Origin of the sequence: Rhodanobacter glycinis (genome assembly GCF_900114325.1) — a bacterium.
Classification (GTDB): Bacteria; Pseudomonadota; Gammaproteobacteria; order Xanthomonadales; family Rhodanobacteraceae; genus Rhodanobacter_A; species Rhodanobacter_A glycinis.
Map to the genome: position 1 here is coordinate 248836 of NZ_FOSR01000004.1, position 21889 is coordinate 270724.

21 protein-coding genes are annotated in these 21889 nt (G+C 65.9%); 12 read left to right on the forward strand and 9 right to left on the reverse strand.

The genetic code is table 11. The features are described from left to right. The first annotated feature begins 234 nt into the window (after positions 1-234). The 7 genes from BMY90_RS06595 to BMY90_RS06625 all read left to right on the forward strand — a co-directional run bounded on the left by BMY90_RS06595 (position 235) and on the right by BMY90_RS06625 (position 5271). Positions 235-441, forward strand: a complete 207-nt coding sequence (locus tag BMY90_RS06595; protein WP_008214735.1) for a hypothetical protein — start codon at positions 235-237, stop codon at positions 439-441. 34 nt (positions 442-475) lie between these two features. Then, on the forward strand, positions 476-943 hold the full coding sequence (gene trmL, locus BMY90_RS06600; protein ID WP_008214731.1) for a tRNA (uridine(34)/cytosine(34)/5-carboxymethylaminomethyluridine(34)-2'-O)-methyltransferase TrmL: 468 nt from the start codon (positions 476-478) through the stop codon (positions 941-943). 99 nt (positions 944-1042) lie between these two features. After that, the gene (locus BMY90_RS06605; RefSeq protein ID WP_092702662.1) at positions 1043-1708 is read left to right on the forward strand and encodes a ubiquinone biosynthesis accessory factor UbiJ; all 666 of its coding nucleotides are present in this window, start codon (positions 1043-1045) and stop codon (positions 1706-1708) included. Next, a complete protein-coding gene (gene ubiB, locus BMY90_RS06610; protein WP_092702664.1) occupies positions 1705-3357 on the forward strand; it encodes a ubiquinone biosynthesis regulatory protein kinase UbiB in 1653 nt (550 codons plus the stop codon). The genes BMY90_RS06605 and ubiB overlap by 4 nt, the downstream gene beginning before the upstream one ends. A 99-nt stretch (positions 3358-3456) precedes the next feature. Further along, a complete protein-coding gene (locus BMY90_RS06615; RefSeq protein ID WP_092702666.1) occupies positions 3457-4173 on the forward strand; it encodes a pseudouridine synthase in 717 nt (238 codons plus the stop codon). An 82-nt stretch (positions 4174-4255) separates the two neighbouring features. Continuing rightward, positions 4256-4678 carry an alternative ribosome rescue aminoacyl-tRNA hydrolase ArfB gene (gene arfB, locus BMY90_RS06620; protein WP_092702668.1) on the forward strand — a complete coding sequence of 141 codons (423 nt, stop codon included), beginning with the start codon at positions 4256-4258 and terminating at the stop codon, positions 4676-4678. Further along, the gene (locus BMY90_RS06625) at positions 4675-5271 is read left to right on the forward strand and encodes a lysophospholipid acyltransferase family protein (RefSeq protein WP_092702670.1); all 597 of its coding nucleotides are present in this window, start codon (positions 4675-4677) and stop codon (positions 5269-5271) included. Before arfB ends, BMY90_RS06625 begins: the two co-directional genes overlap by 4 nt. 109 nt (positions 5272-5380) lie before the next feature. Here BMY90_RS06625 and BMY90_RS06630 read toward each other — a convergent pair whose 3' ends face one another. Continuing rightward, entirely contained in the window at positions 5381-6403 is a 1023-nt protein-coding gene (locus tag BMY90_RS06630) for a LysR family transcriptional regulator (RefSeq protein WP_175481512.1), read from the reverse strand. 140 nt (positions 6404-6543) lie between these two features. On the opposite strand from BMY90_RS06630, the gene aceB reads away from it, so the two are divergent. Further along, entirely contained in the window at positions 6544-8136 is a 1593-nt protein-coding gene (gene aceB / locus BMY90_RS06635) for a malate synthase A (RefSeq protein WP_092702672.1), read from the forward strand. A 142-nt stretch (positions 8137-8278) separates the two neighbouring features. Next, the gene (gene aceA, locus BMY90_RS06640; protein WP_008208050.1) at positions 8279-9574 is read left to right on the forward strand and encodes an isocitrate lyase; all 1296 of its coding nucleotides are present in this window, start codon (positions 8279-8281) and stop codon (positions 9572-9574) included. 216 nt (positions 9575-9790) lie between these two features. Here aceA and BMY90_RS06645 read toward each other — a convergent pair whose 3' ends face one another. The 6 genes from BMY90_RS06645 to BMY90_RS06670 all read right to left on the reverse strand — a co-directional run bounded on the left by BMY90_RS06645 (position 9791) and on the right by BMY90_RS06670 (position 17190). Then, positions 9791-11605, reverse strand: coding sequence for a tetratricopeptide repeat-containing diguanylate cyclase (locus BMY90_RS06645; RefSeq protein ID WP_092702674.1), 1815 nt, complete (start codon positions 11603-11605; stop codon positions 9791-9793). 20 nt (positions 11606-11625) lie between these two features. Next, positions 11626-11916 (reverse strand): hypothetical protein, encoded by a 291-nt coding sequence (locus BMY90_RS06650; RefSeq protein ID WP_008212741.1) that lies wholly within the window; start codon positions 11914-11916, stop codon positions 11626-11628. 194 nt (positions 11917-12110) lie between these two features. Beyond that, entirely contained in the window at positions 12111-12944 is an 834-nt protein-coding gene (locus BMY90_RS06655; protein WP_175481513.1) for an SAM-dependent methyltransferase, read from the reverse strand. A 135-nt stretch (positions 12945-13079) separates the two neighbouring features. Beyond that, positions 13080-14867, reverse strand: a complete 1788-nt coding sequence (locus BMY90_RS06660) for a cation:proton antiporter (RefSeq protein ID WP_092702676.1) — start codon at positions 14865-14867, stop codon at positions 13080-13082. A gap of 436 nt (positions 14868-15303) precedes the next feature. Continuing rightward, positions 15304-16803 (reverse strand): YifB family Mg chelatase-like AAA ATPase, encoded by a 1500-nt coding sequence (locus BMY90_RS06665; protein ID WP_081491789.1) that lies wholly within the window; start codon positions 16801-16803, stop codon positions 15304-15306. A 129-nt stretch (positions 16804-16932) separates the two neighbouring features. Then, entirely contained in the window at positions 16933-17190 is a 258-nt protein-coding gene (locus BMY90_RS06670) for an accessory factor UbiK family protein (protein ID WP_008212732.1), read from the reverse strand. Positions 17191-17377: 187 nt separating this feature from the next. On the opposite strand from BMY90_RS06670, the gene glnK reads away from it, so the two are divergent. Then, a complete protein-coding gene (gene glnK, locus BMY90_RS06675) occupies positions 17378-17716 on the forward strand; it encodes a P-II family nitrogen regulator (RefSeq protein ID WP_008212730.1) in 339 nt (112 codons plus the stop codon). Between the two features lie 190 nt (positions 17717-17906). On the opposite strand, the gene BMY90_RS06680 is transcribed toward glnK, so the two are convergent. Together BMY90_RS06680 and gpmA are read right to left on the reverse strand one after the other, a co-directional pair. Beyond that, positions 17907-18452 (reverse strand): CcdC protein domain-containing protein, encoded by a 546-nt coding sequence (locus tag BMY90_RS06680; RefSeq protein ID WP_092702678.1) that lies wholly within the window; start codon positions 18450-18452, stop codon positions 17907-17909. Positions 18453-18579: 127 nt separating this feature from the next. Next, on the reverse strand, positions 18580-19323 hold the full coding sequence (gene gpmA / locus BMY90_RS06685; protein ID WP_092702680.1) for a 2,3-diphosphoglycerate-dependent phosphoglycerate mutase: 744 nt from the start codon (positions 19321-19323) through the stop codon (positions 18580-18582). A 146-nt stretch (positions 19324-19469) separates the two neighbouring features. Here gpmA and BMY90_RS06690 point away from each other — a divergent pair, with 146 nt between their 5' ends. Continuing rightward, positions 19470-20120, forward strand: a complete 651-nt coding sequence (locus BMY90_RS06690) for a DUF4097 family beta strand repeat-containing protein (protein ID WP_092702682.1) — start codon at positions 19470-19472, stop codon at positions 20118-20120. Between the two features lie 67 nt (positions 20121-20187). Then, the gene (locus tag BMY90_RS06695; RefSeq protein WP_245734952.1) at positions 20188-21876 is read left to right on the forward strand and encodes a M28 family metallopeptidase; all 1689 of its coding nucleotides are present in this window, start codon (positions 20188-20190) and stop codon (positions 21874-21876) included. Positions 21877-21889 lie beyond the last annotated feature (13 nt).

The following is a 21889-nucleotide window of genomic DNA, read 5'->3' on the forward strand; positions in this document are numbered from 1 at the left end:
CCAGCGAGACTAGTGGCGCACCGCATTCGTGACAATCTGCCCGCAACGGACACGCCAGGATGTCCGCCGCACTGTCCGATGCCGGGCGGGCACTGTCCGCGGACAAGCCAGTACCGGGCGAACGCATTTTTGAAATCACGTACAATCAATGACTTGACTGCCAATTCGCGGTTGGCACGCCCCTTGCCATATCTCTCGTGCAGGCCCTTTCGGCCCCCTACCGGAGATACGGACATGAAATTCGAAAACATGATGCTTCGCGGACTGTTCTTCGCCACCGTGCTGGCCAGCGGCCTGGCCTTGCTGGCCATGATCCACCCGATGCCGCAGGGCGTGCAGTTGGCCGGGACCACGCCGGTCGGCACCTTGCTGTCGGCAGCCCCGGCGGTCTGCCCGCTGCCGGCCGATGGCGTGCTGTGCCCGCTGCAGCCGGCAGGTTGAGCGCTTTGCCGCAGCATCAGGCGATAATGGCCGGATGCTGCATGTCATCCTGTTCAATCCCGAAATCCCGCCGAACACCGGCAACGCGATCCGCCTGTGTGCCAACACCGGCGCGGCGCTGCACCTGATTCGCCCGCTCGGCTTCGAGCTCGACGATGCACGCCTGCGCCGTGCCGGCCTGGACTATCACGAGTACGCCCGCGTAGCGGTGCACGACAGCCTCGACGAGTGTCTTGCCGCGATCGGCCAGCCACGCGTGTTCGCGTTTTCCACCCGCGGCCGCGTGGCGCACGTGGACGTGAGCTACGCCGACGGCGACGCGCTGCTGTTCGGCTGCGAAACCGCCGGCCTGCCCGCGGCGGTATTCGATGCGATTCCTCCCGCACAGCGGCTGCGCCTGCCGATGCAGCCGGACAGTCGCAGCCTGAACCTGTCGAACACCGTCGCCGTGGCGGTGTACGAGGCGTGGCGGCAGCTGGGTTTCGCTGGCGCTGCCTCGTAGGAGCGCACCCTGTGCGCGAGGCTCCTCGTCACGTGGCGGAAAGGCATCGCGCACAGGGTGCGCTCCTACAGGCAAGTGCGGCACCGCTACAATCGACGAATGAACGCTCCCGCCCCCAACGCCTGGCTCCCGCAGCCGCTGCGCAAACTTGCCGGCCACGCGCTCGAAACCGCGCTGAACCACACGCTGTCGCTGGACCCCGATACGCAACGCGCGCTCGGCGCACTCGACGGCCGCCACATCCAGTTGCATCTGCGCGGACCGGAGATCGCACTGGCGGTCACGGTGGACGGCGAGCGTCTGCGCGTCGGGCCGCCCGAAGGCGCCGACGCGACGACCGGTCACACCCTGCGCGTGGCGGCCACGCCTGGCAGCCTGCTGGCGATGGCGTTGCGCCGCGACGATGACGGCGTGGCCCCGGGCAAGGTGGAGATCGCCGGCGATGCCGATCTCGCACGCCGGCTGCAGAAACTGGCCAGCCGCTTCGCCCCGGATTTCGAGGAAGCCTTCGCACGCACCTTCGGCGACGTGCTCGGCGTGCCGCTGGCCAAGGCCATGCGCAAGGCGCTGGTCCACGCCAAGGACAGCGCCGGGCACCTGGTCGACGACGGCGCCGCCTGGCTGCGCGATGAAACCCGCGTGGCGCTGGCGCCCGGTGAAGTGGAAGGATTCCTCGACGGCGTGGATCATCTGCGCGAACGCAGTGAGCGGCTGGAAGCGCGGCTGGCCCGCCTGGAACGCCGGCTGAAAGGATCCGCCGCATGACACCGCTTTCCATCGTGCCGCGCCTGCTGCGGGTTGCCGCCGTGCTGTTGCGGTACCGGCTCGACGAGCTGGTCGACGCCACCCACCTGTTCCGCCCGCTGAAACTGTTGCGTCCGTTGCTGGGGCGTTCATCGGTGGATGTACGTCCGTTGTCGCGCGGCGCGCGGCTGCGGCTGGCGCTGGTCGAGCTCGGGCCGATCTTCGTCAAGGCCGGCCAGGTGCTGTCCACCCGCCGCGACCTGGTACCGCAAGACATCGCCGACGAACTGGCCCTGTTGCAGGATCAGGTTCCACCGTTTCCCGGCGCCGCCGCCAAGGCCATCATCGAAGCCGAACTGAAGGCACCGATCGATCGTCTGTACGCCCAATTCGACGAGACACCGCTGGCCTCCGCCTCGATCGCGCAAGTCCACGCCGCGACCCTGCACGATGGCCGCGAGGTGGTGGTGAAGGTGCTGCGTCCGCGCATCGACATGCAGATCGCGCGCGACGTGAAGCTGCTGCACTCGCTGGGCGAACTGGCCCAGCGCTGGCATCCGAGCGCCGACAAGATCCGCCCGCTCGACGTGGTCGGCGAAGTCGAGAAGATGCTGGAAAACGAGCTGGACCTGCAGCGCGAAGGCGCCAGCGCCAGCCTGCTCAAGCGCAATTTCGCCAGCGGCGTCGACCTGTACGTGCCCGAAGTGCACTGGGAACTGACCGGCGCCCGCGTACTCACGCTGGAACGCGTGCACGGCGTGAGCAGCGACGACATCGCCGCCATCGACGCCGCCGGCATCGACCGCAAGCGGCTCGCGGCGAAGGGCGTGCGGATCTTCTACGAGCAGGTGTTCCGCGACAATTTCTTCCACGCCGACGCGCACCCCGGCAACATCTGGGTCGACCCGCTGGAGCTGGCCGAACCGCGCTTCATCGCACTGGATTTCGGCATCATGGGCTCGCTGCCCGAAGCCGACCAGTACTGGCTGGCGCAGAACTTCATCGCCCTGTTCGAACGCGACTACGCGCGCATCGCCAAGCTGCACGTGGATGCCGGCTGGATGCCGTCAACGGTGCGCCTGGACGAACTGGAAGCGGCGGTGCGCACGGTGTGCGAGCCCTACTTCACCCGCCCGTTGTCGCAAATCTCGCTGGCCGAACTGGTGGTGAAACTGTTCCAGACCGCGCGCCGTTTCGAATTGACCCTGCAGCCGCAACTGATCCTGCTGCAGAAGACCCTGCTCAACATCGAAGGCGTCGGTCGCCTGCTCGATCCGGACATCGACATCTGGGCGGTGGCGCATCCGGTACTCAAACGCATCCTGCGCGAACGCTACAGCCCGCTGCGCACGCTGGGCGAAGTGCGCAAGCGGCTGCCGGAGTGGTTCCACATGGCGCCGAAGTTGCCCGGCCTGGTGCACGACGCCCTGCAAAGTGCCGCACGCGGCGAACAGCGCCTGCTGGCCGATGCCGACTCATTGAGCCACCAAACCAAACTCGTACATCGCATGCTGCACATGATGGGCAGCGGCCTGCTCGGCGCAGCCCTGATCATCAGCGCCACGCTGTTGTGGGCGCTGGCCCCGCAGCACGGCCTGTGGCCACCGCTGTGCATGGGCGTGGCTGGCCTGCTGGCGTTCGGCTGGGGCTGGTCGCGAGGACGGACATGATAGGAGTGAGTTGAGAGGAGTGAGAAGTGAGAGAAAGCGGGCTGCGATGGCTTGCCCTCTCTCACTTCTCACTCCTCTTCACTCACTTCTCGCCCCCCCATGCCCATCGATATTCTCTACCAGGACGACGCCCTGATCGCGGTGAACAAGCCCGCGGACCTGCCCGTGCACCGCTCGAAAATGGTCAACGACGCCGAGCACTACCTGGTCGACGTCTTGCGCGAACAGGTCGGCGGCAACGTCTACCTGGCGCATCGGCTGGATCGCGCCACCAGCGGCGTGCTGCTGGTCGCCCGGTCCAGTGAAGTGGCCGCGGCGCTGGGCGAGCAATTCATGGGTCGCGACGTGCACAAGCAGTACCTCGTCGTGGTGCGTGGTTGGCCCGAGCCGACCGAGGACGTCATCGACTACCCGCTGCCCGGCTCGCGCGAAACCGGCCCGCGGCGCGAGGCGCGCACGCGCTACCGCCGACTCGCCACGGTCGAGGTGCCAATCGAACTCGGCCGCTATCCGCAACAGCGTTACGCCCTGCTGCTGGCCGAGCCGGAAAGCGGCCGCTTCCGCCAGATCCGCAAACATCTGGCACACATCCACCACCCGGTCATCGGCGACTGCCAGCACGGCCGCGGCGACCACAACCGCCTGTACAAGCAGCACTTCGGCTGCCACCGCATGCTGCTGCACGCGTGGCGGATCGATTTCAGGCATCCGGTGAGCGGTGAGCCGATGACGCTGGAAGCGCCGTTGGACGAAGCGTACGCAAACCTGCTGGAACGCTTCGGCTGGACCGTGTCAGGAGTGAGTGGAGAGAAGTGAGGAGTGAGAGAAAGCGAGGGGCAGGCTTGGTTCTCTCTCACTCCTCACTCATCTTCACTCACTTCTCGCTTACCATTCCCGCATGCTGACGATCAGCCGCACCCTGTCCCTGCCCGAATCCGAGCTGGTCGAGCGCTTCCTGCGCGCCGATGGCCCGGGCGGGCAGCATGTGAATCGTACCGAGAGTGCGGTGGAACTGCGCTTCGACGTGGCGCATTCGCCGACGTTGCCGGAGGCGGTGCGCGAACGACTGCTGGCGCGCCGCGACCGCCGCCTCACCGACGACGGCGTGCTGGTGATCCAGGGCCGCCGCTTCCGCGACCAGGCGCGCAATCGCGATGACGTGCGCGAGCGCTTGGCGGAAATCATCCGCGGCGTGCTGGTACCGCCGAAGAAGCGCGTGGCGACCAAGCCCACGCGCGCCTCGAAGGAACGCCGTCTTGCCGGCAAGCAGCAACGTGGCAAGATCAAGCAGACCCGCTCACGCAAACCGGATTTCGAATGAACGGACGCCTGCCGTCGCCCGACACGCTGCCACCCCACATGCCGCATCTGCGTGACGGACTGCGTCGCCGCCTGTGCCGCAGCGTGCTGCATTTGTGCGGCTGGAGCCTGGTGGGTGAATTTCCCGACACCTCGAAACTGGTGTTGATCGTGGCACCCCACTCCTCGTGGTGGGATGGCATCTGGGGGCTGCTGATGAAGACTGCCATCGGCGCCGACGTGCATTTCATGGGCAAGCGCGAGCTGTTCCGCGGCCCGCTTGGGGCACTGCTGCGCAAGCTTGGCGGCATCCCCATCGACCGCAGCGCGGCCATGGGCGTGGTGGAACAGATGACCGCTCGTTTCGATCAGCCGCAAGCCTTGTGGCTTGGCATCGCGCCGGAAGGCACGCGCCGCCACGTGCCGCAATGGAAAAGCGGCTTCTGGCGTATCGCCCATGATGCCGGTGTGCCGATCTTCCCGGCAGCCTTCAACTACCCCGACAAGACCATTCGCCTAGGCCCACTGCTGCACACTACCAACGACATGGCCGCTGATACGGCGCGGCTGCGCGCCTTCTATGCGCCATTTCAGGGCAAGTACCACGGGGTGTGACCTCACGGCGATGTGGCACACCTCCACATTCAGCGCACGATGGCTCCATGGTTGGCAGATGGGTCAAAAACCTCATCACCGAGCAAACGGGCAAAACCTGATGTAACCATTACCGCCCCGAGTGCCCCGGTTCGTCGTAATCCCGGCTCAGCAGCCCGGGCCGGATCAGGTCGATGAAAGCACGCGCCTCGGCGCTGAGAAACTTGCCCTTGCGCATCACCACGCCGTAGCTGCGCTGCGGGAAGTACTGCTTCATGTTGTGCACGGCCAGCCGCGCGCGATCGACTTCGGTGATGCAGATGCCGGTGACGATGGAAATGCCCATGCCCATCGCCACGTATTCCTTGATCACGTCCCAGCCGCCCACCTCGATCGCCACGTGGTACGGCACCTGTTGCTGCTGGAACACCAGGTCCACCAGCCGGTAGGTGGACAGGCGCTGCGGCGGCAGGATCAGGCCGTACGGCGACAGGTCCTGCAAGGTGATCGATGATTTCTGCGCCAGCGGATGGTCCAGCGGTGCGATCAACATCGGGTCGTAGTGCCGCACCGGCGCCCAGGCGATGTCGTTGGGCACGTCCAGCATCGAGCCGACGGCGAAGTCGGCCTTGTCTTCGCGCAGCATGGCCAGGCCGTCCTTGCCGGTGACGTTGGCCAGTTGCAACTGCACCGCGGGATAGCGCTGGCGATAACGGCGCACCAGCTCGGGCAGCAGGTACTGGATGGTGGAGGTGCCGGCGGCCACCACCAGCCGGCCGGCCTGCAAGCCCTTGGCCTTGGCCTGGAAGTCGCGATCCAGGTTCTCCCAGCCTTCCACCAGCGGGCGCGCCAGTTCGTACAGCGCCTCGCCCGCGTCGGTGAGGTTGATGCGGCGACGCCGGCGTTCGAGCAGGGTGGCGCCCAGCTCCCGTTCCAGCGCCTGCAACTGCAGGCTAATGGTGGGCTGGGACAGGTACAGCGACTCGGCGGCGCGGCTCAGCGTGCCCAGTTTCACCGTGGCGACGAAGGCGCGCAGCTGCTTGTGACGGTTGCCCTTGTAGTAGTAACGGGCCGATTCCGCCGTTGCCGGCTCCTGCCCCGCACGCTTTTTCGACGCTTTTCGGGGTGCCTTTTTGGGCTTGCGTGGCGTCATATTCAGGTTTTTCCGGGCTATTTTTTCAATATGTTGGAGTATGTATTTATATTTTCAATATAAAAGATTGAAACATTCACTTTGTCAAATAGTCGATTCATGGCCTAGCTTCGTTCCCACACCGAATCACGGAGAAGCTCATGGCCGTCCCCCAGGAACACCTCGCTGCCGCCACCGCCCGGGTCGAAACCGGCGCGACCGGCTACGAGGCCATCCTCACCCCGGAAGCACTGGCCTTTCTGGGCCGGCTGCATCGCCTGGCCGAGCCGCGCCGGCAGCAGTTGCTGGCCGCACGCCGGCAGCGCCAGGCCCGTTATGACGCCGGCGAGCTGCCGGACTTCCGCGCTGATACCGCGGCGATCCGCGAGGGCGACTGGACGGTGGCGCCGATTCCGGCCGCACTGCAGGACCGCCGCGTCGAGATCACCGGCCCGGTCGAGCGCAAGATGATCATCAACGCGCTCAATTCCGGCGCCAAGGTGTTCATGGCCGACTTCGAGGATTCCTCGACGCCGAGCTTCGCCAACCAGCTCGACGGCCAGATCAACCTGCGCGACGCCGTGAATGGCCGCATCGAATTCACTTCGCCGGAGGGCAAGCGTTACCAGGTCGGCCCGAACCCGGCGGTGCTGGTGGTGCGCCCGCGCGGCTGGCATCTGCCGGAGCGCCATTTCAGCGTGGACGGCGAGCCGATGGCCGGCGCCCTGGTGGACTTCGGCCTGTACGTGTTCCACAACGCCCGGACGCTGCAGCAGCGCGACCTCGGCCCCTACTTCTACCTGCCCAAGCTGGAGGCGATGGAAGAGGCCGCGCTGTGGGACGAGGTGATGGCATTCGCCGAGGATGAGCTGGACCTGCCCAACGGCTGCATGAAGGCCACCGTGCTGATCGAGACGCTGCCTGCGGCGTTCCAGATGCACGAGATCCTGCATGCGTTGCGCGGCCGCGCCGCCGGCCTCAACTGCGGCCGCTGGGACTACATCTTCTCGTACCTGAAGACCTTGCGCGGCCACCGTGACCGCCTGCTGCCCGAACGCGGCCAGGTGCAGATGACGGTGCCGTTCCTGAAGGCCTATTCGGAACTGCTGATCCAGACCTGCCATCGCCGCAACGCCTTCGCCATGGGCGGCATGGCGGCGCAGATCCCGATCAAGGGCGACCAGGCCGCCAACGACGCCGCGCTGGCCAAGGTCCGCGCCGACAAACTGCGCGAAGTGAAGGCCGGCCACGACGGCACCTGGGTGGCGCATCCGGCGCTGGTCGCCGTGGCGCAGGCGGTATTCGACGAACACATGCCCACGCCGAACCAGCTCGACGTGAAGCGCGAGGATGTGCGTGTCAGTCGTGAGCAACTGCTTGCGCCCTGCCCCGGCACCATCACCCGCGCCGGCTTCGACAACAACGTGGAGGTGGGCCTGCGCTACACCGCCGCATGGCTGGACGGGCTGGGCTGCGTGCCGATCCATCACCTGATGGAAGACGCCGCCACCGCCGAGATCGCCCGCTCGCAGATCTGGCAGTGGCTGCATCACGGTGGCGTGGAATTTCCCGATCACGCGCCGATCGACTTCGCGCTGTTCGACCACGCCCTGGCCGCCCATGCCCACCGCCTGCGCGACAGCGACGTACCCGGCGCCTCGCGCGTGGACGATGCCGCCGCGCTGCTCGCCACGATGACCCACGCCGACACGCTGGGGGATTTCCTCACTTTGCCGGCTTACGAACAACTTTGACGACACCGATCCTTCTCCCTCCGGGAGAAGGTGCCCGAAGGGCGGATGAGGGTCCGGACGAAGCAACACGCCACGCGACCACCGAACCCTCACCCCAACCCCTCTCCCGACGGGAGAGGGGCTCATACCACGGAGCCATGCCATGAAGACCGCAATGCCCACCGCCGAACAGATCAGCCTGGACTGGAGCAACAACCCGCGCTGGACCGGCATCCGCCGCAACTACACCGCCGAGGACGTGGTGCGCCTGCGCGGCACCGTGCCGGTCGAGCATTCGCTGGCCAAACGCGGCGCCGAGCGCCTGTGGAAGTCGCTGCACAAGGAAGATTTCGTCAACGCGCTGGGCGCACTCACCGGCAACCAGGCGATGCAGCAGGTCAAGGCCGGGCTGCAGGCGATCTACCTGAGCGGCTGGCAGGTCGCCGCCGACGCCAATGTCGCCGGCGAGATGTACCCCGACCAGTCGCTGTATCCGGCCAACTCGGTGCCGCTGGTGGTCAAGCGCATCAACAACACGCTGCTGCGCGCCGATCAATTGCACCACGCCGAAGGCAAGGACGAGATCGACTGGCTGGCACCGATCGTGGCCGACGCCGAGGCCGGCTTCGGTGGCGTGCTGAACGCGTTCGAGCTGATGAAGGCGATGATCGAGGCTGGTGCCGCCGGCGTGCACTTCGAGGACCAGCTGGCCTCGGTGAAGAAGTGCGGCCACATGGGCGGCAAGGTGCTGGTGCCGACCCGTGAAGCAGTCGACAAGTTGAACGCCGCGCGCCTGGCCGCCGACGTGGCCGGCGTGCCGACCCTGATCGTGGCGCGCACCGACGCCGACGCGGCCGACCTGCTCACCTCGGACATCGACGACAACGACAAGCCGTTCATCACCGGTGAGCGCACCGTCGAAGGCTTCTTCCGGGTCAAGCCCGGCCTGGACCAGGCGATCAGCCGCGGCCTGGCCTACGCGCCCTACGCCGACCTGATCTGGTGCGAGACCAGCAAGCCGAACCTGGAAGATGCGCGCCGTTTCGCCGAGGCGATCCACGCCAAGTTCCCGTGCAAGATGCTGGCCTACAACTGCTCGCCCAGCTTCAACTGGAAGAAGAACCTGGACGACACCACCATCGCCAACTTCCAGAAGGAACTGGGCGCGATGGGCTACAAGTTCCAGTTCATCACCCTGGCCGGTTTCCACAGCCTGAACTACGGCATGTTCGACCTGGCGCACAACTACGCGCGTCGCCAGATGAGTGCCTTCGTCGACCTGCAGGAAAAGGAATTCGGCGCCGCCGATCGTGGCTTCACCGCAGTGAAGCATCAGCGCGAAGTGGGCACCGGCTACTTCGACGCGGTGACCCAGGCGATCCAGCAGGGCCAGTCGTCCACGACCGCACTGACCGGCTCGACCGAAGAAGCGCAGTTCAAGCAGGCCTCGGCGGCGTAGGCAAATAGCCGTCCATTCCCGCTGGCCTGGATTGCGATCAATCGATCCCGCCCTTGTACGGCGTTTCACGAAAGAAGCGTCGTGCAAGGGCGGGATTTCACGAAGGCTGAAACCCGGTGTCGTTACCGCCACCAAGGCGGACACACCGTACCCGAGCTTCATCGTGGTGCTGGCCCCTGCGGGCACGCCATCAGCCCACCCCGTGCTCGACATGCATCACGCATTACACGTGAGCTGCGCATCCTCCGGATCTTCCGGCAGCAAGTCAGCCCGCGTATCCACGGCCACCTGGTTGCGCCCCCCGTCCTTGGCGCGATAAAGCGCGGCATCGGCATCGATCAGCAAATCCCGCAAGCTGCGGCCAGAGTCCGCACTCCAGGCAACACCGAAACTGGCGGACACCGTGATGGTGATGCCGGCCTTCACCACCATCGGCTCCGCCGCCAATGCGCAGCGGATGCGCGAGGCGATCTCGACACCCTGTTCGCGCGAAGCCACCGGCATCAGGATGCCAAACTCCTCGCCACCCAAGCGCCCGAACATGTCCGACTTGCGCAACTCCCGCAGGCATACCGCCACGGTCTGTCGCAGGACCACGTCACCGGCCACGTGTCCGTAGCTGTCATTGACCCGCTTGAAGTGGTCGAGATCCAGTATCACCAGACAGGCTCCCGCCTTCGCCCGGTGCAACCGTCGCAACGCGTGTCCCGCCTCTTCGAAAAAGTGTTCCCGGTTGAACACACCGGTCAGCCCGTCATACCGGGCCATCTTGCGGAAACGCAACTGGGAACGCCGCAGCCAGAACATCGCCATCGCGATGAAAGCAATCACCACCAACAACAACGCGATATACAGTCGACTGGCCTTTTGCGACTGAACCGCCAGCGCATGGCGCAATTGAAGAATCCGGTTCTGCTTGTCCAGCGCATCCAGCTTCAGCTTCTTGGACTGCACTTGCTGCTTGACCATCTGGTAGGCCAGTGCGCGCGCCTTGGCATGATCCACGGCAGCCTTGTCCAGCGCCACATACTTCTCGTAATAGGCCAGCGCGGCGGCAGCATGACCACTCATCTTTTCCGCCTTGTAGAGAACTTCATAGGCAGCCTGCAGTATCCACAACGTGCTGTTCGCACCGCTCATGGCAGTGGTGGTCAACGCGAATTTCCGCGCATTGGCGGCATCGCCGAGGCTCAGATACGCCTGCGCCAGCGTGACCTGCAACGAGGCAAGATACGGCGGATAGCGGTTCTTCCGGATCGCCGGGGCAATGCGATGCAAGAAGGCAATCGCCCGCTTCGCACGGCCCTCGTCGATCATGGCGCTGGCCTGGTTCAGGCGCAGCGCGTCGGCGCTCAACGGATGCTTGGCGGCAAGGCACGTATCGATCGCCTGCCGAAACCTCGGATTGGTCGAAAGAAGTTTGCCCTCATACAGCAGCGAGTTCGTCTCCCCCATCTCGGCGATGCACTGTGCTGCCGCCGAAGGAAGCGTGGCCTTCATCTCCCGGGCATATTGCAGCGCCAGCTCATATTGCCCCACCGCCGCGCCGTTCAACATGATGATGACCCGATCCATGCCCTCCAGCCGTGCCGTCGGATCGGCAACCTTGGGCAGCTCGGCCATCAAGGTGTTGGCCAGCGTATAAGCGTCCACATAGTGATGACTGTTGAATTTGTTCTGGACCAGTCTCGCCATGGCACGAATCGACAGCGCCTGGTCGCCGGAATGAGCGACGATGTCGTACAGCAAGGGATCCGCCTTGCCGTAGTTGCCATCAAACGAAAGCTGCTGCGCGTCCAGCAGTCGCAGGTGCCACCGTTGCGCGACGCTCAGGCTGGCGCTGCGCTCGTGAAGCTGCACCAGGATGCTTCGATAGCGGTCCTGATCGTTCGACTTGGCACCTTCGGCCCGAGCCAGCAACACCGCAACCGATGGCGCTGCAATCGCCGGAGCAGCCGAGTGCGCACGCACATTCGGCGCAACAGTGGCCAGGATCATTCCGGCCAGGCAAATCAGCGTGCCGTGCTCCATTGCATGACTGTCCGGTTGGACTAACGCGCCGGGTTATCCGGAGTATCCATTTCGTCGCCGTCCTGATCCGGCACGTTTTCCGCATCGTCATCGCCGGGGTCACAACCACCGTCGTGGCCGTTGTGATTGACCACGTTGTTCTTGTTGCCGAGCTCCTGCGCCAGGTAACTCCTGTCGCCCGTGGCCGCCGCCAACTTGAGGTTATCGACGGCACCCATCTCGTCCAATGCCCGGGACAGGCTTTCCGGGGAAGCTCGGCGCAGCGAAGCATTCCGCCCGATGCTTTCCAGCAGTTCGATCGTGTTGGACATGTTTTCCCCTGTTTCCTTGCGGATGAGTTGCTCACCCAGCCGGGGAGGACGGTGCCTTGCCCGGATGAATGACACCACTTGCCAGCGGGCGCATCCTCCGTGCCTTCATCACATCGGCGCCCCCAACGCCAATCCGCAGCCTAGCACTCCTCGCGAACGGGTGCGCGTCATGCACGGAGGCCATGGACCGGGATTCAAGGCATCATCAGCGCCCGGTCCAATGCCGCCAATCGCCGCCTTGCCGAGGCATTGACGCGTAATGGCGACGCCGGCGACAAGACCACGGTTTCATCGGCACCGACGTCCGTGGCTGGCAGATCTCGCAAGAGCACACGGCGAATGCGCGGCTGCTCGATCGGCAAAGTCGCGCCGCGATAAATGATCAGCTCGTGGTCCAGCGGATAATCCTGACTCAGTACATCCACCAGCACCTGGCGATATTCGGGACCGGTGGCAAAGCGTTTCATCGAACGGTCGCCGACCAGGCCGACCTGCCACAGCACCAGACAGGCGCCGGTATTGATCGGAGTTTCGTAGAACAACAGTTGGCTGGCTTCGTAGTGCTGGCAACCGTAGCGGCCGGGATCGATACCCAAGTCGGCATACAGGCAATCCTCGGCAGAGATGCCAGGCTCCATATGCGCATGGAAACCTTCCGCACGCGCCACCTTGATCACTTCGTGCGGCGACCACGCGAAGATACCGGGATGGCCATAGAACACCGCGCAGACTTTCTTGCCGGCGCGCACCTCGGCCATCATCACCTCGACCCACTCGCGGTAGGTGATCGCCCGGGATTTGTCGCCCTTGCCGTAATAAGGCTGCAGGCTGCGCACGTCCGGATGCATCTGTTCCAGCCACAGCTCGACGATGGCGTCGGAAAGCGCGGCGAAAACCACATCGGACTGCTCGATGTGGCTGCGCGCCAATGGCGAGAGATGCGAGCCCAGGGTCATGCCCAAGCCCACGCAGGCGATGCAGCCGCGCTGTTCGGAAATGGCAGGGGGCGGCATCGACAAGGCGCTCATGAGAAATATCCGATGACCAGGGTGGTGTGATCTGCCGCCACGTGCTGTTGCGATCAGCCGCCGCAAGCCGACATCCATCCAATATACCCGGCAAGCCGGTCGGCCGATGGCTTCGCCCCACCACGCCCCAACGGGTTACTTGCCCGCCGGCGGCACCAGCACGATCACCGTCCAACCGGGGCGCGGTTCCAGTTCGCGCTTGGCCGAGGCGACGCGCAACGTGCCTTTCTCCTCCACGCCAAACAGCAACACGCTGTCCGAGCCGTACTGCTCGATGAAGTTCGGCCAGTCGAAGGTGCTGCTCAGCGTGGTGGACTTGATCCGCCAGCCGCGCGCCAGCAGCTCGGCGAAACGTGCATGGGTCATCTGCTCGTCGAACAACGGCGGCGCCAGCAGGTTGTCGGCCAGCGCGACGCGCTCGGTATTCTCGTCCGGCGACAGGTTGCGCAGGCGGTAGACCTTCTCGCGGCCGAACTCCTGCCGGTAGTGCACGCACGCCAGGGTATTGCGTTCGCGATGGGTGGACATCGCCAGCAGACGTCCCAGGCCAGTGAGATCGAGATGACGCTCGGCATGCGGTGAGGCCGGATTGCCGTAGAAGGTGGGCAGTCCCTCCATGCGCGCACGCCGGATTCCGTCCCAGTCGTCGTCGGCCAGCATCACGCGCACGTCCTCCTCTTTCAGCGCCTGGCCCACCGCACGCGCCACCGCGTCGGAGCCGAACACCAGCACGCCACGCGGCTCGGGTTCGGCCACCTTCAGCCAGATCGCCAATGGTCGCGCGGTGGCGCTCTGCAGCACCACGGTGCCGATGATCAGGATGAAGACCAGCGGCACCAGCGCCTCGGCACCTTCCAGGCCCAATTCACCCAGACGCAGCGCAAACAAGGCCGACACCGAGGCCGCCACGATGCCGCGCGGCGCCACCCAGGCGATCAGCGCCCGTTCGCGCCAGGTCAAGCCGCTGCCCATCGTGGCCAGCATCGCCGTGAATGGCCGAATCGCAAACTGCGCCACCAGGAACACGACGATGCCCGCCCACAACATGCCGTGCGGCAACGGCCATGGCAGCCGTGCCGCCAGCAGGATGAACAAACCCGACACCAGCAGCGTGGTGAGGTTTTCCTTGAAATCGAGAATGTCGTCCATGTGCACGTTGCGCATGTTGCCCAGCGCGATGCCCATGATGGTTACCGCCAGCAGGCCCGACTCGTGCGTCAGCGTGTTGGACAGGCTGAAGGCGAACAGCACCATCGCCAGGGTGGCGTAATTCTGCAGGTATTCCGGCACCAGTTGGCGACGCAGCAGGAAGCCCAGCAGCAGCGCCGCCAGCGTGCCGATCAGCGCGCCGCACAGCACCGTGACCACGAAGACCCCGATGGTGTGCCCCTCCTGGCGCGACACGATCGCCTCGAAGATCAGCACCGCGAACAGCGCGCCCAGCGGGTCGATGATGATGCCTTCCCAGCGCAACGTGTTGGCGATGCGCTCGGTGGGCCGAAGCGTGCGCAGCATCGGCGCGATCACCGTGGGCCCGGTCACGCAGGTCAACGCGCCGAACAGCCACGCAATCTCCCAGCGCACGCCGGCGATCCAGTGCACGCAAAGCGCCAGCAGCAGCAGCGCGACCACCGCGCCATAGCTGACCAAGCCGCGTACGGCACCGCCGATGCCGCGCAATTCGTGGAAACGCAGGGTAAGGCTGCCCTCGAACAGGATCACCGCCACCGCCAGCGACACCAGCGGGAACAGCAGCTCGCCCAGCATCTTGTCCGGCTGCAGCAATCCGGTCACCGGACCCAGCACGATGCCGGCCAGCAGCAGGAACAGGATCGCGGGCAACTTCACCCGCCACGCCAGCCATTGCGAGAGGAAACCGACCACCAGCATGCCGGTGAGCATCAGGCCCAGTTCGATGGTCATCCGCAATCCTTGTCGAGGTGCCGGGGGAGCGCTTATCGGAGCATGCATGCCCCGGCACGTCCAGCCACGCGTACGCAGCCGATGCCACCCGGCGGACCTGGATGGCGCCGTACACGGAACTCCCGCCCACCCCGGACGACCCGACGCCCGGCGGCAGCAACATCTGCATCAAGGGGAAAAGGCCAGGCCCCGGTATCGGTGCGGGGGGGAGGGGAACCGATACCGGGGCGGCAGGGCGGGTTCAATTAAATGAACTGGCCGGTGCAAATAATACCCTCGCCCACGGCGAAGTCAATACTCTTCGGTTCAATAATTATCAGACCATGGTCGAAGGCTTCCGCAGGTGCGCGTTCGGCGTGCGCCACGCCCCACATCGCCGATCGCGTACCCACGCGTGGGCTACGGCGCGAGACATTTGGGCGGTGACCCCCGCAGCTCAGAAGCGACGGTATTGCAGCGCTTCGGCCAGGTGCGAGCGCTCCAGCGCGGCGGCGCCACCATCAAGGTCGGCGATCGTGCGTGCAACCCGCAGGACGCGGTGATAAGCGCGCGCGGACAACCCCAGCCGCTCAAGCGCGGCTTCGAACCACTGCCGCTCGGCGGCCCCGAGCGCGCAATCGCGCTCCAGTTCGCGGGTGCTGATCTCCCCGTTCGGCCGCCCGGCCCGCATCAAGGCATGGGTGCGCGCCTTGATCACCCGCGCCCGCACCGTGGCCGAGTCCTCGTCATAGATGCTGCGCGGCGCGCCCAGGTCGGCCAGCGGCACGCGCGGCACCTCCACGCACAGGTCGATGCGGTCCAGCAACGGGCCGGAAATGCGGCTGCGGTAGCGCGCGATCTGGTCCGGCGTGCAATGGCAACGCGGGCGCGGGTCGCCGGCATAGCCGCAGGGGCACGGATTCATCGCCGCCACCAGCTGGAACTGCGCCGGGAACGTGCACTGCCGCGCCGCGCGCGAGATCACGATGCTGCCGGACTCCAGCGGTTCGCGCAGCACGTCGAGCACGTGGCGGCTGAACTCGGGCAGTTCGTCGAGGAACAGCACGCCGTTGTGGGCCAGCGAAATTTCGCCGGGGCGCGGCTGCGAGCCACCACCGACCAGCGCCACCGCCGAGGCAGTGTGGTGCGGCGCGCGAAACGGACGCCGCCGCCACAGGGCCGGATCGACCGCATGCCCCGCCACCGAACGTACCGCGCAGGTTTCCAGCGCTTCCGATTCGGTCAGGGGCGGCAGGATACCCGGCAGGCGCTCGGCCAGCATGGTCTTGCCGGTACCGGGCGGCCCGGACATCAACAGGTGATGACCGCCAGTGGCGGCGATCTCCAGTGCCCGTCGCGCCTGCAACTGGCCACGCACGTCGATCAGGTCGGGACCGAAGGTGCTGTCGCCACCGGCACTGGCCGTTTCCGGAGTGTCCAGGTCCTGGCCGCCGCGCAACCAGCCGCAGACTTCGGCCAGGGTATCGGCCACGCGCACGTCGGCATCGGAGACCAGCGCCGCCTCGGCCGCATTGGCACGCGGGACCACCACGCGCCGACGGCGAGCTCGCGCGCGAAGCAGCGCCGGCAGCACGCCGGAGACGCCACGCAGATCGCCCGATAGCGCCAGCTCGCCGAGGAACTCGCATTCGTCCAGCCGCTCGCGCGGTACCTGGTTGCCGGCGGCGAGGATGCCCAGCGCAATGGCCAGGTCAAAGCGGCCGCCGTCCTTCGGCAGTTCGGCCGGCGCCAGGTTCACGGTGACCTTGCGGTTGGGGTATTCGAAGGCGGTGTTCTGGATCGCCACGCGCACGCGATCGCGTGCTTCGCGCACGGCCGCTTCGGGCAGGCCAACGATGCTGGTGCCCGGCAGGCCGCCGGAAAGATGCACCTCCACCATCACCTGCGGCGCGGCCACGCCCTCCTGGGCGCGGCTGAGGGTAACAGCGAGACTCATGCCCGGTGGTGACGGGGTCCAAGGGCGTCGCTGATCAATGTATCCATCATGCGACTCCATCGGACTGCTGAGGAAAAATGACCGCCCCCGATCGTTCTCGGGGTGAGGGTGACGGATCGGGGGCGGCTGCTACGACTCGCGGGAATGCGCGACAGCCTCAAGTTCGGCGACACGCTTTTCGAGTTCGTCGACCTTGGCGCGGGTGCGCGCCAGCAGCTGGCTCTGAACGTCGAATTCCTCACGGGTAACCAGCTCAAGGCGGCGCAATCCCTGTGCCAGGACATCACGAAAATTGGCGCTCAGATCCTTCTGGGCGTCTGCCAATCCTGGCGGTACCAACGAAGCAAGTCGCAGGGCAATTTGGTCGATGTCCAGCCGTTCCATCATGGAAGGCACCTCGAACTCGTCAGGGCAAAGTGTAGGGAGGGGGTACGGGCGGTCGCCATCGGCATGCTCCACTGAAGTGTGTAGGTATTTTCCTACATCATGCCCCGCCCATGGCGACAGCCCGGCGCGCGAAGGGCACAATGGGCCTTACGGCGTCGCCGGGCGCGCGACCTGACGAGGAAGATGCATGAAACTGGTGGTGGCGATCATCAAGCCATTCAAGCTGGACGATGTGCGCGAAGCGCTGGCGGAAGTCGGCGTGCAGGGCATCACGGTGACCGAGGTCAAGGGTTTCGGCCGCCAGAAAGGCCATACCGAGCTGTACCGCGGCGCGGAATACGTGGTCGACTTTCTGCCGAAGATCAAGCTGGAAGTGGCGGTGGCCGACGACCAGCTGGATCGCGTGCTGGAAGCGATCTCGCAATCGGCCCGCACCGGCAAGATCGGTGACGGCAAGATTTTCGTCAGCGCGCTGGACCAGGTGATCCGCATCCGCACAGGCGAGCTGGACGGCGACGCGCTGTAGGCATCTTCTCCCTCTCCCCTGCGGGGTGAGGGTCGGGGTGAGGGGGCAACCTCGCGACGACCGTACATTCGAAGCGCGCTTTTGATGGGACGTCCCCGCGAGCACCCGCCCCTCACCTCAATCCTCTCCCCAAAGGGGAGAGGAAGCGAAAACGGCACTACCGCAAGACTCAGGTCTTGTTCCTTTGTTTTCAGCGCGCCTGCGCGCGCTGAAAACGCCGGTGGTGAACCAGCAGGCCGGCGTAATAGGCGATGTAGTAGCCAATCAGCAAACCGAAAACCAGCAAGGTGAGCGGGCTGTATTGATAGCCCATCGTCATGCTTGTTCCAGGGGCTTGGGCTGCGGCCAGTGATTCGGCGTGCTGCATCTGCGGCCACAGCACCAGGAAGCGCCACACCAGCCGTCCCAGCAGCAGGGCCACCAGTACGGCGCCGATCCACGGATTGGGCACGTAGCAGTCGCCGCGCTCCGGGTCGGTCTCGAAGCGGGTCAGGCGCAGGCCGAGCAGCCCCAGCCCCGCGCCCAGCACGATCCCTCCGGCCAATCCTTCAGCCAGGCGCACGTCACGTAGCCCGCTCAGCAACAGCACGCAGCCGATCACGGCGAATATCGCAACTCGCACGATCATCCGCTTGCGCCGGATTGGCTGGCGCCCGAACTGGCGGCTGATCCGACGCCACAGGATCAGCAGCACCAGCGGGACCATGATGGCGTAGCTCATCAGGTGGGGCGACATCGGCGCAGCCTCGCGATGGATATGGGAAGTATCGCCAGCCTAACCGCATGGCACGCGCGCGGCGACTGACGACACGCAGGCCGTGCACATGACGTCTGTCAGGCCGGGTGACCCGGCCCGTGACGACTTACTTCGCCTTGCCCTGGTTCGCCACCGCCGCCGCCTTGGCCGCGATTGCCTCGGCATCGCCCAGGTAGTAGTGGCGCAACACCTTCAACTGGTCGTCGAACTCGTAGACCAGCGGCACGCCATTGGGAATGTTGAGCTCGACGATGGCCTCGTCGGACATGCCGTCGAGGTACTTCACCAGTGCGCGGATGGAGTTGCCGTGCGCCACCGCCAGCACGCGCTGGCCGGCGCTGATCGCCGGCGCCAGCACCTCGTTCCAGTACGGCAGCACGCGGGCCACGGTGTCCTTCAGGCATTCCGTGTCAGGAATGTCGCCCGGGTTCAGCGCGGCGTAGCGCGGGTCGTGCACCGCCTCGTTGGCGCTGCGCTCCAGTGCCGGCGGCGGTACATCGTAGCTGCGACGCCAGACCTTGACCTGCGCGTCGCCGTATTTCTCGGCGGTCTCGGCCTTGTTGAGCCCGGTCAGCGCGCCGTAGTGACGCTCGTTGAGGCGCCAGTCGGTATGCACCGGCAGCCACATCATCTCCATCGCGTCGAGGGCACCCCACAGGGTGCGCACCGCACGCTTGAGCACCGAGGTATGCGCCACGTCGAACGCATAGCCCTCGCGCTTGAGCAATTCGCCGGCCTCGCGAGCCTCGGTCATGCCCTGCTCGGTGATGTCGACGTCGGCCCATCCGCTGAAGCGGTTGTCGAGGTTCCACTGTGACTGGCCGTGGCGGATCAGGACGAGCTTGTGCATGGCGATGCGGTTCCGGGTGGGCGAACCCTGAATGGTGAGGCCGGGCCCGGGCCTCGTCAAATACGCCCCTGCCGAAGGTCACGTAAACCCCGGGCGTCGCTGCCGCATCCCATGAGGGTCATCCCATCCCGAACGGAGATATCTCCATGCGCCGCATCCTGCTCGCTCTCGCACTCCTCCTGCCGCTGGCCGCCATGGCCTCGGACAACGACACCGACAAGGTCAACGGCGACGTGCATGTCACTGCCGGCCAGCATGTCGGCAAGGCCAGCTCGGTCAACGGCGACGTCGACGTCGCCGACCACGCCGTGGTCGAGAAGGCCAGCACCGTCAACGGCGAGGTGAAACTGGGCCAGCAGGCGCAGGCCGGCGAAGTCGACACCGTCAATGGCGATATCGAGATGGCCGCCGGCGCCCGCGTGCAGGGCAAGGTCGAGGCGGTGAACGGCGCCATCCACCTGGCCCGGGGTGCCGAGGTGGATGGCCACCTGTCCAACGTCAACGGCACCATCACCCTGGAAGATGCGCATGCCGCTGCCGGTATCGAAACCGTGGCCGGCGACATCACCATCGGCGCCAACTCGCGCGTCGAAGGCGGCATCCTGGTCGACAAGCCGAACAACGGCTGGTTCCACTCGGGCAGCACGCGCAAGCCGGTGATCGTGATCGGCCCGCACGCCGTGGTGCAGGGCACGCTGGAGTTCCGCCGCGAGGTGGTGCTGAAGGTCAGCGACAGCGCGCAGATCGGTCCGGTCAAGGGCGCCACGGTGGAGAAGTTCAGCGGCGCCACGCCGTAATCGCGGTTTGCCCCGGCACGAGGGACGCGGTCTACACTCGGGCCACCATCGTTGCCGGGGAACCTCTATGCGTCGCTGCCTGCCGACCTGCTCTGCCACCGTGTTCGCCATCGGCATCGCGCTTGCGATGCCGACCTTCGCGGCCACGCCCGCGCCGACAACCCATCATTTCAGCGCAGCCATCGATGCCGGTGACTTCTCGGCCTATCTGAAGGCCGTTTCCTCGGATGCGTTCGAGGGCCGCAAGCCGGGCACCGAAGGGGCCCGGCGCACCGTCGACTATCTGGTGGCGCAGTTCAAGCGCATGGGCCTGCAACCGGGCAACCACGGCCAGTGGTTCCAGACCGTGCCGGCGGTATCGACCACCTTGCAGCACCCGGAACAGCTGCGCCTGGACGTCACCGAAAACGGTCGCACCCTGCCGCTCGCCTACGGCAGCGACATGGTCGCCGTGACCCTGCAGGCCAAGCCGAAGGTGACGCTCAAGCGGTCCGACATCGTCTTCGTCGGCTACGGCATCGATGCGCCCGAATACCAGTGGAACGACTACGCCGGCATCGACGTGAAGGGCAAGACGGTAATCGTGCTGGTGAACGATCCCGGCTATGCCACGCAGGATCCGAAGCTGTTCCGTGGCCGCACGATGACCTACTACGGCCGCTGGACCTACAAGTACGAGCAAGCCGCGCGCGAAGGTGCCGCTGCCTGCTTCATCGTGCACGCCACCGGACCGGCCGGCTACCCGTGGAGCGTGGTGCACAACAGCTGGTCAGGCCCGCAACTCAGCCTGCCCGCGGGCGAGCATGCCGCGCCACGGCTGCCCGTGGCCGGCTGGCTCAGCGGCGACGCCGCGCGCCACCTGTTCGCCGCCTCCGGGCTGGACTTCGACACGCTTGAAGCCGCGGCTGCCCGTCGCGGCTTCAAGCCGGTTTCGCTGAAAGCCCAGGCCTCGATCACGCTGGACAGCACCATCAGGCACACGCATTCGCGCAACGTGCTGGCCCTGCTCAAGGGCAGCGAGCATCCGGATCAGGCGGTGATCTACAGCGCGCACTGGGATCACTTCGGCCGCGATCCCAAGCTGAAGGGCGACCAGATCTACAACGGCGCCATCGACAACGGCACCGGTGTGGCCGCACTGCTGGAAATCGCCGAAGCCTTCGCGCACCAGCAGCCGAGGCCGAAGCGCTCGCTGCTGTTCGCCGCGGTGACGATGGAAGAGTCCGGCCTGCTCGGCTCGCAGTACTACGTGGAACACCCGGTGTTTCCGCTGAACCGGACCGTGGCCGACATCAACATGGATGCGCTGGACATCATCGGCCCCACGAAGAACATGATCGTGGTCGGCTACGGCCAGTCGCAGCTGGAAGACAGGCTCAAGGGCGTACTGGCGAAACAGGGCCGCACGCTCAGCCCCGAGCCCACGCCGGAGAATGGCTTCTACTTCCGCTCGGATCATTTCAGCTTTGCCAAGGCCGGCGTGCCCGCAATGGACACGCTGACCGGCGACGACCTGGTCGACGGCGGCACCCGCAAGGGCCGCGCCCTGCTCGCCGACTACACCGCCCACCGCTACCACACGCCGCAGGACAACTACGATCCGCACTGGGACTTCCGCGGCGTGATCAGGGACATCCAGGCCCTGCACGACGTCGGCCAGCAACTCGCCGATGGCAGCGACTGGCCGCAGTGGAATGCCGGCAGCGAATTCCGCGCGCGGCGGCAGGCGATGATGCAGGCGAACGACCCGCATTGACGCCGGCAATGCG